We start from the raw sequence: 15,252 nt of genomic DNA on the forward strand, positions 1-15,252 counted from the left end.
CGAAATGAGGTCCACCATGCCCGAACCAGCCCAACCCGCCATCCTCCGCCCCGCCGAACTCAAAACCAACGACCGCGGCGGCGGTGCCCGCACCACGCCGCTCGTTACCCGCCGTTGCGGCTCGACCAGCATGATCAACGGCATCACCGCCTTCGACCCCGGCGCCGCCATAGGGCTGCACATGCACAATTGCGAGGAGAGCGTGATGGTGATCGAGGGCGAGGCGATCGCCGAGATCGACGGCGTCCAGCATCACCTCGCCACCAGTGACACCACCTGGATCCCGGCCAACGTGCCGCATCGTTTCATCAACGCGTCCGACCGGCCGATGCGGATCTTCTGGACCTACGCCACGGTCGACGCGACGCGCACCATGATCGCCACCGGCGAAACCCGGACGATCGACGCGGAACACGGCCACGCGCGCGACTGAGGCGCCGAGCGCTCGGCCGGAGCGGTGACGAAGGCGCGCCCGGCGGGGGCCAGGCCGCTCCTCCGAACGGCGTCCAATGCCGCCGCGCCGGAGAGACGGTCGCGTCGCTCAGCGCGCTGTTCTCGATGCGCTCCAAGAAGGCGGCGGTGATCGTCTGGGGAAACCTTTGAGCCCGGCGACGATGGACTCGCCCCGGCGGAAGATACAGGCCGGCGACCTGGACATCATCTTGGGCTCCCCACCTAGGGCGCTTCGATGCGGGGCCGCTTCGGTCGCCGAATTTCTCGTTGGAAATCGCGGATTGGCTGCCGTTCCTGAACACGTATCGAACCATGTGCGTTGCGCCTGAGCCAGGTTTCAGGCGCTTGCTTGAAGATATCCGAGAACTTCAGATCGCTGCCTGAAGGCATCTCGGCCACCCGTTTAGTGGATGATTGACGCGCCTATCGAATCAAATGTAAAGTGACCGCTAAACAGGAAACGGAGACAGGAGCCATGACCAGCGGGAGGGAGAAGTTCGGGGCGTTTATTCGCCGCGAGCGGGAGGCGCGGGAGATCGGCTTGCGCGAGATGGCCAAGAAGATCGGGGTGAGCCCGACCTATATGTCGAAGGTGGAGCGCGACGAGTTCACGCCGCCGACTGAGGACAAGGTTCGGTCGATCGCGCAGATTCTCGAATGCGATCCGGACGAATTGCTGGCGATGGCGGGGCGCGTGCCCTCCGACCTCGCCGATATCATCAAGCGGCATCCCGTCGAAATGTCGGCGCTGCTGCGAACCGCCAACGGTCTGAGCGCCGAGGACCTGGCCCGGCTTTCTCGGGAGGCAGGAAAGGCCAAGGGCAAGTGAACCCACGGGGGGCATGGCCCCACTGATGCAGATGAAGGATGACGGATGAGCCGATTTGTTCCCTATCTTGCCGAAGAGGCTATCGAGCGCGACGCCGCTTCCCTGATTGGAGAGTATGAGCGCGCTCGGGGGCGTAACGATCGAGCCGCCCATCCCCATTGAGGACATCGTGGAAAAGTACCTCAAGCTGCGGATCGAGTTTGACGACATGCACGCGCGCCACAATGTTCCGCGCCCTTCGAACGGCCAGCCCGACATCCTTGGCGCGATCTACGGCGACGGCAGTATATTCATCGACGAAAGCCTCGATCCTGAGGAGAACCCCTCGCGGGAGGGCCGCTATCGTTTCACCCTTGCCCACGAGGGCGGCGGGCACTGGCGACTGCATCAGCACCTGATCGTGCAGGATACGGCGCAGACGTCCTTCCTTGATGCCGCGAGCGAACCCAAGTTCATCTGCCGGTCGAGCGAGGCAAAGGAGCGGGTGGAATGGCAGGCCGATTTCTATGCCTCTTGTCTGCTGATGCCGCGGAAGATGGTCTTTGCCGCATGGGACGAGTTCTTTCCTGACCGGAAGCAGCGGGTCCTCCAACCGGAAACGCCAGTCGCGCACTCCTTCGTAGAGATTCCGCGCATCCATGCTTCCGTTGGCGATTTCGACATTTCTGAAACCGAAGACGAGGCGCTGGAACGCTTCTGCAAGCCGCTGGCCGAACGTTTCGTCGTTTCCCCAATCGCTATGCGTATCCGACTGGAAAAGCTTGGCTTGCTTCATCGTATGGTGCCGCTCCAGCGGCTTCTATCCGCCAGGTAATCCGGCCCCTTTTTTGAGGAGACTGTAAAGTGTCAAGTGGACAGGCGAAATACGGCGCAGCGGCGCGGAAGGACGGGTTCGAGACCCGAGACTTCTATCTGGCCTGCTTCCTGCGCTGCACTGGATACGAACTGCTCGATCTGCGCGCCGAGGGACGGCGCAAGGTCTTCGTCTTCCGCGATCGGCCGGGCCGGCGCGATGACGTGCTGTCGTTCTACGGCGACGGGGCGACGGTGACGCCCCTCGCTTTCTCCACCACCATCAAAGACATGAAGGCGCTGCTGCACAATGCTTGAGAAAGCTCCCCATCCCAACGACGGCCTGTCCAGCGGCCCTCAACTGCGCCAGGCGCTCGACCAGATCGGCCAGATCGTTCTCGACGGCCTGCGCCACGGTCATTTCCGCTGCGCGATTTCCAGCGCAATCGGCAAAAACAATAAGCGCGACCTCGTGATCGAGGCGGGCAAGTCCCACAAGTTCACGATCCCCGAGGACGAGCTGCCGCGCTGACGAGGCGCACGAACCGGCGATCCCTGCGATTGGGACGCCGAACATGCAAATGACGATACGATCCTGCGTTATCGGTGCGAGTCCGAGGCCGGAGATCAGGGGCACGGAACGGCGAGAAGCCGACCGTGAGATCTTCGGTGAAAGCAGCAAACGACAATCGCAATGACGACCTGATCGGACGAACCCGCGAGGTCTGGCAACCGCGCCTCGGGCGCGATCTGAGCCGCGACGAGGCGAAGCAGATCGCCGCGAGCCTGACCGGTTTCTTTTCCGTCCTGGCGGAGTGGTCGCGGACCGATATGCCCGACCCGGCGAACGACAATGGCGACGAAGCGGCCACTAGCGATGTGGATGTGCGCGATGAACGCTGAGACCATCGCCAGGGCGCTCGGCGGCCGCAAGGTCGGACAAAGCTGGACGGCGCGCTGCCCGGCACATGACGACCGCGAGCCCAGCCTCTCCATCCGTGATGCCGACGGCAAGGTGCTCGTGCGCTGTCATGCCGGATGCGACCAGCGCGACGTCATCGCGGCCCTGAAGGAACGCGGATGGTGGGACGGCAAGGCACATTTGTCGCTCCGGACATCGCGTCACCGAAAGGTGTCGCCACCGCGACCCGATCCGGATCAGGTTGAACGGAGTGCGGTGGCGCTTTCGATCTGGCACTGCGCGATTCCCGCCGAGCGCACGCCGGTCGAAGCCTACCTCGCCTCGCGCGGGCTGACCTGTTCGCTGGAGTCGTCGCTTCGCTTTCATCGCGGCCTGAAGCATCCCTCGGGCGGGACCTGGCCCTGCATGGTGGCGCTGGTGACGAAGGGCGCCGACGACAAGCCACTGGCCATCCACCGGACATTTCTCGCCCGCGAGGGCCACGCCAAGGCGCCGGTCGAACCTGCGAAGATGATGCTCGGCCCGTGCCGGGGTGGTGCGGTTCGCCTGGCCGAACCCGGTGAAGTCCTGATGGTCGGCGAAGGCATCGAAACTTGTCTCGCGGCCATGCAGGCGACCGGACTTCCGGCATGGGCGGCGCTGTCAACCTCCGGGCTGCGGGCGCTCGACTTGCCCGGCTGCGTCCGCGACGTGATCGTTCTGGCCGACGGCGACGATCCCGGCGAAGCGGCATCGCGCGATTCCGCCCTGCGCTGGACGCGAGAGGGGCGGCGAGTGCGCATTGCCCGGCCTCCGCGTGGTCTGGACTTCAACGACGTGCTGCTTGGCCGCGCGCCCGGCATCGAGGGGGGCGAACAATGAGCGACGAGATTGACGGTGAAGACCTGAACCCGATCCTCGACGCGATAGACTCGGCCGAGGAAGTTCCCGATCCGCTTGACGGTCTGGTCGAGAAATCCGCCGAAGATCCCGGTGCGGCATTCACACCCGAGGTCCTGGAACGGCTGGTCGCCCTCAAGTCGGAGGATCGCGCGGATTTCGAAGCCTTGCGCGCGGGGCTCAAGAAGGCCGGGTGCCGGGTGACGGCGCTCGATGAGGCCATTGCCGAGGAAAGCGGGGATGGTGGGCGCGGTCCGACGCAGGCCGACATCCTGATCGATCTCGCAGGTGCGGCCGAGCTGTTCCATTCGGCGGATGGCACCGCCCTTGCGGACATCCTGATCAACGAACATCGCGAAACCTGGCCGGTGCGCACGAAGGGCTTCCGTCGCTGGCTGGCGCGGCAGTTCTTCGAGCAGACCGGCGGCGCCCCAAGCTCGGAGGCACTTCAATCCGCGCTCAACGTGATCGAGGCGAAAGCTCACTTCGACGGACCGGAACGGCCTGTATTCATCCGGGTGGGCGGTCTCGACGGACGGCTTTACCTCGATCTCGGAGACGAGGCCTGGCGGGCGGTGGAGATCGACGCCACCGGCTGGCGGATCATCGAAAAGCCGCCGGTTCGCTTCCGCCGCGCTGCCGGCATCCAACCCCTGGCCGTCCCGATTACGGGCGGGTCGGTCGAGACGTTACGTGCCTTTCTGAACGTCCAGTCCGATCAGGATTTCGTCCTGGTGGTGGCTTGGGCGCTCGCTGTCCTGCGCAACAAAGGCCCTTATCCGGCGCTCGTGCTGTCGGGCGAGCAGGGCTCGGCCAAATCCACCTTCTCGGCGATCCTTCGGGCGCTGCTCGATCCCAACACCGCGCCGCTGCGCGCCCTGCCGCGCGAGGACCGCGACCTGTTCATCGCTGCCAGCAACGGTCACGTGCTGGCCTTCGACAACGTGTCGGGCCTTCCAGCGTGGATTTCGGACACGCTCTGCCGGTTGGCCACCGGCGGCGGCTTCGCCGTGCGCCAACTATACACCGACCAGGATGAGGTGCTGTTCGACGCCGCACGCCCGGTGATCCTCAACGGCATCGAGGATATCGTGACCCGGCCCGACCTGGCCGATCGCGCGGTGTTCCTGACGCTGGAGCCGATCCCCGAAGATCGCCGGCGACCGGAGGCGGAATTGTGGGCATCTTTCGAGGCGGAACGCGGGCGAATCCTCGGCGTCCTACTCGACGCGGTGGTGGAAGGCTTGAGGCGCCTTCCCGACACCCGCCTGCCCAAGCTTCCGCGCATGGCCGACTTCGCATTGTGGGCCTCGGCCTGCGAGACGGCCATCTGGCCTGCGGGCACATTCTGGGCGGCCTATTGTGGCAACCGTGAGGAAGCCGTCGAGGGTGTCATCGACGCCGATCCGGTCGCCGCTGCCGTGCGTGCCGTCATGCTGGAGCGGACGGAGTGGACGGGAACCGCCTCGGACCTTCTGGGCGCACTTGGAGAAGCGGCGGGCGAGCGCATCGCCAAGTCCAAGACCTGGCCGGACAGTCCCCGCGCGCTTTCGGGACGCCTACGCCGCGCTGCCACCTTCCTGCGCAAGATCGGCATCGAGGTCTCATTCGAGCGCGAAGGCCGGGCGCGCACCCGTGTCATCCGCATCACCGCCGCAAGCGCGGAATCGGTGCCGGAACTCGGCGGGGCGCAACCGTCCGTGCCGTCCGCACCGTCCGCGCCAAGGCCGAAATCCAATCCTGACAATAGCTTCGGGGCGCCCTACCCGCGGACGTTCGCCAACGATGCGGACGGTTGCGCGAACGGAAAGGCCGACAGCGTCCGCGGTAACCCTCTGAAATCCAATGGCCGGGACGATGCAGACGGTGCGGACGCAAACCGCGCTGCTCACTCCGAGCCGGAAAAGCCGGCGGCCACCAGCTGGACGGCACGGCTATGAGCGCCGCGAACGCCTTGCGGGCCGCCCGCGATGCAGGAATCGGCTTGCATGTTGATGGCGTGGATCTGGTTCTGGAATCATCTACGCCGCCGCCCGCCGCCGTTCTCGATCTGCTGACCCGCCACAAGGCAGACCTGATCGTGCTCTTGCGGCCCGGCGATGACGGCTGGTCGGCCGAGGACTGGCAGGCGCTTTTCGATGAGCGCGTCGGCATCGCCGAGTTTGATGGCGGGCTGCCGCGCCCAGACGCGGAGACCCTGGCTTTCGAATGCTGCATCGTCGAATGGCTGAACCGCAAATTTGAACGCTCGCCACCCGGCAGGTGCCTCGCCTGCGGAGGTGGCGATAGCGCCTATGACGCCCTGCTGCCGCACGGCGTCGAGCCAACCGGCCATGCCTGGCTGCATTCGCGCTGCTGGCCTGCATGGCATGCGGGCAGAAAGGCAGATGCGGTCACCGCCCTCAAGGCCATGGGGATTGAAGACAGGAGCAAGGGACATGACGAAGGGCAAGGCAAAGAAGACCAATGAACCGACGACCGTTGTTGCCAATGATCCGGAGGACCGCAAGGGCGCGCTCAAGATGATAGGGGGATCGCAGTCCGACCACTGGAACAACACGCTGGCCAACCAGGCGGTGCAGGCGCTTTGGGTGAAGAACTCGAATGCGCAGGAACGGGACCGCCAGCTGAGCGCCACTATCGCCGGGCTGGCCGGAATCGGCCCGAAGGATGAACTGGAAGGCATGATGGCGGCGCAGCTGATCGCGGCTCACAACGCCGCGATGGAATGTTACCGCCGCGCCATGATCGGTGAGCAGACCTTCGAGGGCAGGCGTGAAAACCTGAACCAAGCGAACAAGTTGTCCCGCACCTGGGCGACGTTGCTGGACGCGCTGAACAAGCATCGCGGCAAGGGCCAGCAGAAGGTGACAGTCGAGCATGTCCATGTTCACGCGGGCGGCCAGGCGGTGGTCGGGACCATCGAGCGACCCGGGGGTGGGGATCAGACCAAAATGGAGAAACAACCCCATGCAAAGCAGATTGAGAATGCATCTGAGCGAACGCTGTGGCGCGAGGACGCGGAACGGGACGCCGTGCCAATCGCCCGCGATGACGAACGGCCGCTGCCGGATGCACGGGGGAAAGTCTCCCGGCGCGCCGACCGGGAATGACAATGCGCGCAAGCACGGCCTCTACACCGCCGACGCTATCGCTGAGCGACGAAAGCTGGCGGCGCTCCTGCGATCGATGCGCGGCATCATTGAAGAGGTGGAAGAATAGGGCACTGGTACTCGGGTGCTTCTCACGGTTCCTCGCGGCGGATTCCGTATGCTGGGAGTCCAGGCGCGAGGCTGCTACGGCAGCGGACATTGCCTAAACCCAACCGCCTCCTGAGGAAGTTGGCGGTTCCTTCCGGGTGACATTCCTATGCTGGCGGGCGAAGCGTGGCGGATCTACAGCGACTGGCTTCCTTTTGCGGAATCCACCGGGATCCGGGGTCGAGCCGACAATCGCTGGACAATCTCACTTGATTGCACTGCAATCAACGCCTAATCTCGCAGAAAGCCGATGGAGGGCGTCATGGCCAGCATCACGATCCGCAATCTCGACGAAACGTTGAAGCGCAGCCTGCGCATCCGCGCGGCCGAGCACGGCCGTTCGATGGAGGAGGAAGCACGGGAAATTCTGCGCCAGGCAGTCGGCAGACGGGCAGCGCCGGAGAACCTTGGTGAAGCCATTCATCGCCGGTTTGCAGCCATGGGCGGAGTGGACCTCGATCTGCCGCCCCGCGAGCCGATGCCCGAGCCCCCACACATCGATTGACGCTGGCAAGCATGATCCTGATCGACACCAATGTCATCTCCGAGCTTATGCGGTCGACGCCTGCGCCGGCCGTGCTGGGCTGGTTCGGCCGTCAGGACGCCGCTGCCCTTCATCTGAGCGCGGTGGGGGAGGCCGAGTTGCGGCGTGGTGCGGTGATCCTGCCGGAGGGCAAGCGCCGCCAGCGCCTGATGGCAGAGATCGACGCCATGGTCGGCGAAGACTTCGCGGGGCGGGTGCTGCCGTTCGACAGCGCCGCGGCAAGAGCCTTCGCCGAAATCTTCGCCGACCGCCGCGCTGCGGGTCGGCCAATCAGCTTTCCTGACTGTCAGATTGCGGCCATTGCCCGCGCCTGCGGTGCTGCCATGGCAACCCGGAACGTCGGCGATTTCGAGGGCTGCGGTGTCGAGGTGATCGATCCATGGCAACATCCGCAGGGTGGCTGACCGGCATGGATAAGCGAAGCCTCACCGAACGCGACATCTGCACCAAGTTCATTCTGCCGGCCATCAAGCGCGCCGGTTGGGACGAGATGGTGCAGGTGCGGGAGGAAGTCTATTTCACCAAGGGCCGGATCATCGTGCGCGGCAAGCTGGTGACGCGCGGCAGGGCGAAGAAGGCAGACTTCGTTCTCTATTACAAGCCGAATATCCCGATCGCGCTGATCGAGGCCAAGGACAACAATCATTCGGTCGGACACGGCATCCAGCAGGGCCTCGACTATGCTGCGACGCTGGATATCCCCTTCGTGTTCTCCTCCAACGGCGACGGATTCGTGTTCCACGACCGCACCGGCCGAAGCGCTCCGATCGAAACGAACCTTAGCCTCGACGCCTTCCCGTCGCCGGCCGAACTGTGGGCGCGCTATCGCGCCTGGAAGGGCCTCGACGCGGAAGCCGAGCAGATCGTGCTTCAGGACTATTTCGACGACGGCAGCGGCAAGGCGCCGCGCTATTATCAGGTGAACGCCGTCAACGCCGCGATCGAGGCGATCGCCAAGGGCCGCGACCGCGTGCTGCTGGTGATGGCGACCGGTACCGGCAAGACCTACACGGCGTTTCAGACCATCTGGCGCCTGTGGAAGGCAGGCCGAAAGAAACGCATCCTGTTCCTAGCCGACCGCAACGTTCTAATCGACCAGACGATTGTCAACGATTTCCGCCCGTTCGGCGCGGCGATGGCGAAGCTCTCGACGAACGCCAGGACCATCGAGAGGCAGGACGGCACCAAGATCGATCTGCCGCTGGCGCTCGACATGAAGCGCCGCATCGACACGGCCTTCGAAATCTATCTCGGACTCTACCAGGCGATCACGGGACCGGAGGAGCGGCAGAAGCTCTATCGCGAGTTCTCGCCCGGGTTCTTCGACCTGATCGTCATCGACGAATGCCATCGTGGCAGCGCGGCCGAGGATTCGGCTTGGCGTGAAATCCTCACCCACTTTTCCGGCGCAACGCAGATCGGCCTCACCGCCACGCCGAAGGAAACCGAGTACGTCTCCAACACCGATTACTTCGGGAAACCGGTTTTCACCTATTCGCTGAAGCAAGGCATCAGCGACGGCTTCCTCGCGCCCTACAAGGTGGTGAAGGTCCACATCGACCGCGATGTGGAAGGCTATCGGCCTGAACTCGGCCAGCGCGACCGCGACGGCAACGAGGTTGAGGACCGTATCTACAACGCCAGCGATTTCGACCGACACATCGTGCTCGACGATCGCACGGTGTTGACCGCGAAGAAGATCACCGAGTTCCTGAAAGAGAGCGGCGATCGGTTTCAGAAAACCATCGTGTTCTGCGTTGACGAGGAACATGCGGCGCGGATGCGGCAGGCGCTCGTCAACGAGAACGCTGATCTGGTCACGGTGAATCAGCGCTACGTCATGCGCATCACCGGAAGCGACAAGGACGGCCAGGACCAACTCGGAAATTTCATAGACCCGGAATCGAAATATCCCGTGCTGGTGACGACGTCGCGCCTTCTGTCGACCGGCGTCGATGCGCAGACATGCCGGCTGATCGTGCTCGACCGTGCGGTGGGCTCGATGACGGAGTTCAAACAGATCGTTGGACGCGGCACCCGCGTCCACGAGGACACGAAGAAGTTTTTCTTCACTCTGATCGACTTTCGCGGGGCGACCAGTCATTTCGCGGACCCGGATTTCGACGGTGATCCGGTTCAGATATACACGCCCGACCCGGGCCAGCCGATCACGCCGCCCGATACCTCTGAAGGTGGCGATGGCATCGGCGGCTCGAATGACGGCGAGACCGTCTTGATTGACCCGCTCAATCCGCCGGGAGGTGCGGGCAGTGATCCGATCCGCAAGGTCTACGTCGATGGCGTCGGCGCCCGCGTCCTCGCCGAGCGCGTCGAATACCTGGACGAGAACGGCAAGCTCGTCACCGAATCCCTGCGCGACTTCACCCGGACGGCGCTGAAGAAGCGCTTCGCCAGCCTCGACGATTTCCTCAAGCGCTGGAAATCGGCCGAACGCAAGCAGGCGATCATCGAGGAACTGGAGGCCGGGGGCCTGGCACTCGACGCCGTGGCCGACGAACTCGGCAAGAACCTTGATCCCTTCGATCTGATCTGCCACGTCGCCTTCGACAAGAAGCCGCTCACCCGCCGCGAGCGGGCCGAGAATGTCAGGAAGCGCGACGTGTTCACCAAATATGGGCCGCAGGCCCGCGCCGTGCTCGACGCGCTGCTGGAGAAGTATCGCGACGAGGGCGTGCTCAACCTCGACGACGCCAACGTGCTCAAGGTGACGCCATTCACCGCGATGGGCAGCGTGGTGCAACTCATTAAGGCGTTTGGCGGCAAGGAGGGTTTCGAAAAGGCCGTCCACGAGATGCAGGACGCGCTCTATCAGGAGACCGCATAGCCCATGATCGTCCGAACCACCGTCAAATCCATTCAGGACATCATGCGCCAGGACGTGGGCGTAGACGGCGATGCGCAGCGCATCAGCCAGCTCACCTGGCTGTTCTTCCTCAAGATCATCGACGATCAGGATCAGGAACTCGAAATCACCAAGGACGGCTACCGCTCGCCGATCCCCGAGCGCTTCCAGTGGCGCAGCTGGGCGGCGGACCCGGAGGGCATCACCGGGCAGGCCCTGCTCGATTTCGTCAACGACGAGCTGTTCCCGGCGCTGAAGGGCCTGGCCCTCACCGGCCAGCCGGGCGACCGGCGCCGCGTGGTGCGCGACGTGTTCGAGGACGTCTACAACTATATGAAATCCGGCCAGCTGCTGCGGCAGGTGGTCAACAAGATTAACCAGGTCGATTTCAACAATCTCGACGAGCGGCGGCACTTCGGCGAATTCTACGAGCAATTGCTCAACGACCTGCAATCGGCCGGCAATGCCGGCGAATATTACACGCCGCGCGCCGTCACCGCCTTCATGGTCGATCGCATCGACCCGCATCCGGGCGAAATCCTGTTCGATCCCGCCTGCGGCACGGGCGGCTTCCTGTCCTGCGCGATCAACCACATGGAGGCGAACTACGTCCGCACACCAAAGCAGCGCGAGACGATGCAGGGCGCCCTCCGCGCGGTGGAGAAGAAGCAGCTGCCCCACATGCTCTGCGTCACCAACATGCTGCTGCACGGCATCGAGGACCCGAGCTTCGTGCGCCACGACAACACGCTGGCCCGGCCGCTGATCTCGTGGAGCAAGGACGAGCGCGTCGATATCGTCGTCACCAACCCGCCCTTCGGCGGCAAGGAGGAAGATGGCATCGAGAACAATTTCCCAACCTTCCGTACCAAGGAAACGGCCGACCTGTTCCTGGCGCTGATTGTGCGCCTGCTCAAGACAGACGGCCGTGCCGCCGTGGTGCTGCCGGACGGCACGCTGTTCGGCGAGGGCATCAAGACGCGGCTGAAGGAATACCTGATGGAGGATTGCAACCTCCACACCATCGTCCGCCTGCCCAATTCCGTGTTCAAGCCCTATGCTTCGATCGGCACAAACCTTCTGTTCTTCGAGAAGGGCACGCAGACCAAGGACATCTGGTTCTACGAGCACCGCGTGCCGGAAGGACAGAAAGCCTATTCGATGACGAAGCCGATCCGGCTGGAGCACTTCCAAGGCTGCATCGACTGGTGGGGCGGTAAGGAGCGCAAGGGCAGAAAGGAAGGCCCGCAGGCCTGGCGCGTTCCGATTAGGCAGATCATCGACGCCGCGCGGGCGTCTGCTCAGCCTCATTGGGACGAGGCGGAGAAGCAGTCTAGGCGGGACGCGGGCTTGCGAGCGCGCGCGACTGAAGCGGACGCGGCGGCGCGGGCGCTGGAAGGCGACGACGAAACGCGCGAGGTCAAGGCGAAGGCGAGAACGCTGAGGGAGCGGGCGTCCAGCCTTCGCGTTGAAGCGGCGGCGGCGGGTGCAGCATCGCGTCAGGCTCGATCAACGGGTGACAGCATCTACGGGGCAGCATTCAATCTCGACATAAAGAACCCGCACGCGGTGGCAGACGATCACGGCGACCCGGAAACGCTGCTGGCGGACCTTGCCCGCGCCGAGGCCGAGACGGCGACCCATCGCGACCAATTGAAGGCGATCCTCGCCGAGGCGCTCGCCCGATGAACGAGGATCGCCTGCTGGCGCATTATGAGAAGATCGCCGACGCGCCAGACGCCATCGCCCTGCTGCGACGTTTTATTCTCGATCTGGCGGTGCGCGGCAAGCTCGTGCCGCAGGACGCGAGCGACGAACCGGCGTCGGAGCTTCGGAAGCGGATTGCGAAGGAAAAAGCTCGGCTGGTGAAGGCAGGGGAACTGCGCAAGCCGCGCGATCTTGATAGCGGCGACGACGTTGTTGAGCCTTACTCAATCCCCTCGACATGGCAATGGGTGCGGCTCGATGGAGCCGGTGCAATCGTCGGCGGCGGCACGCCATCCGCGAGCGATGCGGACAACTTTGCGGAACCTGGCGAGGGCGTGCCATGGCTTACGCCTGCCGACCTTGGCGGGTATTCGGGACTCTACATTTCGCGCGGTTCGCGCGACCTGTCTGAAAGGGGCGCGCGAACGTCTTCGGCGACACTTATGCCGGAAGGCACGGTGCTTTTCACAAGTCGCGCACCGATTGGCTATGTCGCGATAGCTGCTAACCCGATTTCGACCAATCAGGGCTTCAAGTCGATCGTTCCCTATGTCGCGGACTGCTCGCGCTTCATCGCCACGGTGATGAAGGCTTTCGCGCCCGCGATCGATGCCAAGGCGCCGGGAACCACGTTCAAGGAAGTCTCTGGCAAGATCGTTGCGGCGGTTCCCTTTCCCCTCCCGCCGCTCGCCGAACAGCACCGCATCGTCGCCAAAGTCGATGAATTGATGGGTCTGTGCGACCGGCTTGAGGCGGCGCGGGCGGGCCGCGAGGCGGTGCGCGACCGGCTGGCGGCGGCGAGCCTCGCCCGCCTCAGCGCGCCCGATCCCGCAACCTTCCAGACCGACGCCCGCTTCGCCCTCGACGCGCTGCCGGCGCTCACCACCCGCCCCGACCAGATCAAGGCCCTGCGCCAGATCATCCTCAACCTCGCCGTGCGCGGCAGACTCTTGCCGCAGGACCCGAACGACGAACCGGCGTCGGAACTGCTGAAAAGCGTCGCGAACAGAAAAGCTCAATTGCTTGAGGCGCGAAGGATCAAGTCCGATCGCCCACTGCCACCTATCCGTGAAGATGAGACACCATTCCCGCTCCCGAAGGCCTGGGTCTGGGCGCGCGCGCAGGACTTGTCCTTGAAGATCAGCGATGGAGTTCACAAGAAGCCCAATTACGTCGCCTCAGGAGTGCCGTTTGTAACAGTCAAAAACCTCACCCAAGGTCCGGGGATTAGTTTTCGCGAAACCAGGTTCATCACTGAGGATGACCACGCGGAATTTACAAAGAGGACGCATCCTGAGAAAGGCGACGTTCTCATCACCAAAGACGGCACGATCGGGGTTTCGCGTATCGTCGATACCGATCGCGCATTTTCGATCTTCGTGTCAGTTGCTCTAATAAAAATGGTTATCCCGGGGATTGCGCCGTTTCTGACGCTTTGTATCAATTCTGACGTGGTCCGGGATACGATCATCCCCAAGGGTGCCGCTCTGAAGCACCTTCACTTGGTCGACCTACGGAACCTACCGCTACCCCTGCCACCCCTTCCCGAACAGCACCGCATAATCAGCAAAGTCGATGCGCTGATGGCGCTCTGCGACCAGCTTGAGGCGAGCCTCACCGCCACCGCCGCTACCCGCCGCCGTTTGCTCGACGCGCTCCTAGCCGAGGCACTGGCGCCCACCGAGGATCGCGAACTGGAGGCGGCGGAATGACACTTGCGATCGCGGATGCCGAGGCAATCCTGAGGCTTCGACTGGGCGAACCGGCCAAGCCGCCAACCGACTATGTGATCGGGTTCAAGACGCCAGCCGGCAAGGTCCTCGCCATTCATCGCGAGGCCAGCGAGACGCGAATCTGGTTCGAGCCGCCCGCGCCGCCCAGCCTCGACGGCGTGCGCCCGATGAATAGAGCTTCGAATGGCAACTCGAACATCAACGGGCCGCTTCAACCGCTTTGCGCGCCGACAACGCTGCGCGTCGAAGTCGATAGCCCCGGCGCGCTGAACAGGTTTCTGGACTGGTATGCGGGTCCCCGCAGCGCGCCCCGCGCCATCACCGCCGCCGCCGCCATTGATCCGCGTGCCTTCCGCGATGCCTTCGCGCGCTTCCAGGCGCTCATCACGGCAAGGTCCGGCCATGCCTTCACGGGCTTCCACGAAGGGCTTGCCGCCGTCTGGGAGAACTACAAGCCGCGCCTGCGCGACCATGCGCTCGGCCTGCTTCGCACCAGCGAATGGTCGGAAGCCGAGATCGGTTCGGGGACGATCCTGAACCGCATGATCGAAGCGATCGAGATTCAGGACAGCCGAAGCAATCTCACCAACAATCTCGTGTTCTGGCAGAACCGTTTCGGCCATGCCAACCGCGATCACCGCGCCCTGCTGGAGGCGCGATCGAACGCAAAGCTAAGTCGCGAGATCGAGAGCCTCCTGTTCGGCCTGTTTCGCGGTGGCGCAGATGAGGGCGCGACGTTCGACCGGCTGAGCGAGTTAACGAGCGGAAAGTATCCGCTCCTCGCGTACTCCTATTTCCTCAAGGACACGGATCGGTTCATGCCGATCCAGCCGACCGGGTTCGACCGCGCCTTCCGTGCGCTCGGCATCGACTTCTCGACGTTGCGCCAATGCAGCTGGGAGAACTATTCGACCTACAATCAGACGCTCGCCGCGTTGCGCCCAAATATCGAGGCGTCCACCGGCCTGCAGCATGTCCGCCTGGTCGATGCGCATTCCTTCTGCTGGATTTTCGCGACGCTGCTGAAGTGGGAGGCGGATGGCGTGATTGCCAGAGCGCCGGGCGGCAAGGACGAGGGCCGCGTTCTCGGCGGGCGCGAGAAATCCATCATCGCCATGCGCCTCTCGGTCGAGAACACCGTCAAGAACGCCAACGGGTGTACCGGGGCACGGATTTGAGACAGCGCTTTGCGCCGGTTACGCCGCCAGTTTGACCGTGGCGGCTTCGGTTTCAAGGCCGAGTTGCGCGGCCCGGATCTGATCGGGCGTCT

17 protein-coding genes are annotated in these 15,252 nt (G+C 64.0%); all 17 read left to right on the forward strand.

Features of this window, described 5'->3' with window-relative positions; all coding sequences use genetic code 11:
* Window positions 1-16: 16 nt before the first annotated feature.
* The 17 genes from ACLJK8_RS16220 to ACLJK8_RS16300 all read left to right on the forward strand — a co-directional run bounded on the left by ACLJK8_RS16220 (window position 17) and on the right by ACLJK8_RS16300 (window position 15,160).
* Entirely contained in the window at window positions 17-433 is a 417-nt protein-coding gene (locus ACLJK8_RS16220; protein WP_413151388.1) for a cupin domain-containing protein, read from the forward strand.
* Between the two features lie 462 nt (window positions 434-895).
* Entirely contained in the window at window positions 896-1,282 is a 387-nt protein-coding gene (locus ACLJK8_RS16225; protein WP_413151389.1) for a helix-turn-helix domain-containing protein, read from the forward strand.
* A gap of 115 nt (window positions 1,283-1,397) precedes the next feature.
* Window positions 1,398-2,096, forward strand: a complete 699-nt coding sequence (locus tag ACLJK8_RS16230; protein WP_413151390.1) for an ImmA/IrrE family metallo-endopeptidase — start codon at window positions 1,398-1,400, stop codon at window positions 2,094-2,096.
* A 29-nt stretch (window positions 2,097-2,125) separates the two neighbouring features.
* A complete protein-coding gene (locus tag ACLJK8_RS16235) occupies window positions 2,126-2,392 on the forward strand; it encodes a DUF5659 domain-containing protein (protein ID WP_413151391.1) in 267 nt (88 codons plus the stop codon).
* Window positions 2,385-2,606 carry a hypothetical protein gene (locus ACLJK8_RS16240; RefSeq protein WP_413151392.1) on the forward strand — a complete coding sequence of 74 codons (222 nt, stop codon included), beginning with the start codon at window positions 2,385-2,387 and terminating at the stop codon, window positions 2,604-2,606. Before ACLJK8_RS16235 ends, ACLJK8_RS16240 begins: the two co-directional genes overlap by 8 nt.
* Before the next feature lie 125 nt (window positions 2,607-2,731).
* Window positions 2,732-2,977, forward strand: coding sequence for a hypothetical protein (locus ACLJK8_RS16245; RefSeq protein WP_413151393.1), 246 nt, complete (start codon window positions 2,732-2,734; stop codon window positions 2,975-2,977).
* Window positions 2,967-3,857 carry a toprim domain-containing protein gene (locus ACLJK8_RS16250; protein ID WP_413151394.1) on the forward strand — a complete coding sequence of 297 codons (891 nt, stop codon included), beginning with the start codon at window positions 2,967-2,969 and terminating at the stop codon, window positions 3,855-3,857. Before ACLJK8_RS16245 ends, ACLJK8_RS16250 begins: the two co-directional genes overlap by 11 nt.
* Entirely contained in the window at window positions 3,854-5,815 is a 1,962-nt protein-coding gene (locus ACLJK8_RS16255; protein WP_413151395.1) for a hypothetical protein, read from the forward strand. Before ACLJK8_RS16250 ends, ACLJK8_RS16255 begins: the two co-directional genes overlap by 4 nt.
* Window positions 5,812-6,345, forward strand: a complete 534-nt coding sequence (locus ACLJK8_RS16260; protein ID WP_413151396.1) for a hypothetical protein — start codon at window positions 5,812-5,814, stop codon at window positions 6,343-6,345. Before ACLJK8_RS16255 ends, ACLJK8_RS16260 begins: the two co-directional genes overlap by 4 nt.
* Entirely contained in the window at window positions 6,314-6,988 is a 675-nt protein-coding gene (locus tag ACLJK8_RS16265; RefSeq protein ID WP_413151397.1) for a hypothetical protein, read from the forward strand. The genes ACLJK8_RS16260 and ACLJK8_RS16265 overlap by 32 nt, the downstream gene beginning before the upstream one ends.
* Window positions 6,927-7,097, forward strand: coding sequence for a hypothetical protein (locus ACLJK8_RS16270; RefSeq protein ID WP_413151398.1), 171 nt, complete (start codon window positions 6,927-6,929; stop codon window positions 7,095-7,097). Before ACLJK8_RS16265 ends, ACLJK8_RS16270 begins: the two co-directional genes overlap by 62 nt.
* A 300-nt stretch (window positions 7,098-7,397) precedes the next feature.
* The gene (locus tag ACLJK8_RS16275; protein WP_413151399.1) at window positions 7,398-7,640 is read left to right on the forward strand and encodes a FitA-like ribbon-helix-helix domain-containing protein; all 243 of its coding nucleotides are present in this window, start codon (window positions 7,398-7,400) and stop codon (window positions 7,638-7,640) included.
* 11 nt (window positions 7,641-7,651) lie between these two features.
* On the forward strand, window positions 7,652-8,083 hold the full coding sequence (locus ACLJK8_RS16280; protein WP_413151400.1) for a type II toxin-antitoxin system VapC family toxin: 432 nt from the start codon (window positions 7,652-7,654) through the stop codon (window positions 8,081-8,083).
* A 5-nt stretch (window positions 8,084-8,088) separates the two neighbouring features.
* Window positions 8,089-10,524, forward strand: coding sequence for an EcoAI/FtnUII family type I restriction enzme subunit R (gene hsdR / locus ACLJK8_RS16285; protein ID WP_413151405.1), 2,436 nt, complete (start codon window positions 8,089-8,091; stop codon window positions 10,522-10,524).
* Window positions 10,525-10,527: 3 nt separating this feature from the next.
* A complete protein-coding gene (locus ACLJK8_RS16290; protein ID WP_413151401.1) occupies window positions 10,528-12,231 on the forward strand; it encodes a type I restriction-modification system subunit M in 1,704 nt (567 codons plus the stop codon).
* Complete coding sequence (locus ACLJK8_RS16295) at window positions 12,228-13,961, forward strand: restriction endonuclease subunit S (RefSeq protein ID WP_413151402.1); 1,734 nt, start codon at window positions 12,228-12,230, stop codon at window positions 13,959-13,961. Before ACLJK8_RS16290 ends, ACLJK8_RS16295 begins: the two co-directional genes overlap by 4 nt.
* Window positions 13,958-15,160 (forward strand): hypothetical protein, encoded by a 1,203-nt coding sequence (locus tag ACLJK8_RS16300; protein WP_413151403.1) that lies wholly within the window; start codon window positions 13,958-13,960, stop codon window positions 15,158-15,160. Before ACLJK8_RS16295 ends, ACLJK8_RS16300 begins: the two co-directional genes overlap by 4 nt.
* Window positions 15,161-15,252: the final 92 nt, after the last annotated feature.

The organism is Amaricoccus sp. W119 (assembly GCF_047275745.1).
In the GTDB taxonomy this organism is placed as follows: Bacteria; Pseudomonadota; Alphaproteobacteria; order Rhodobacterales; family Rhodobacteraceae; genus Amaricoccus.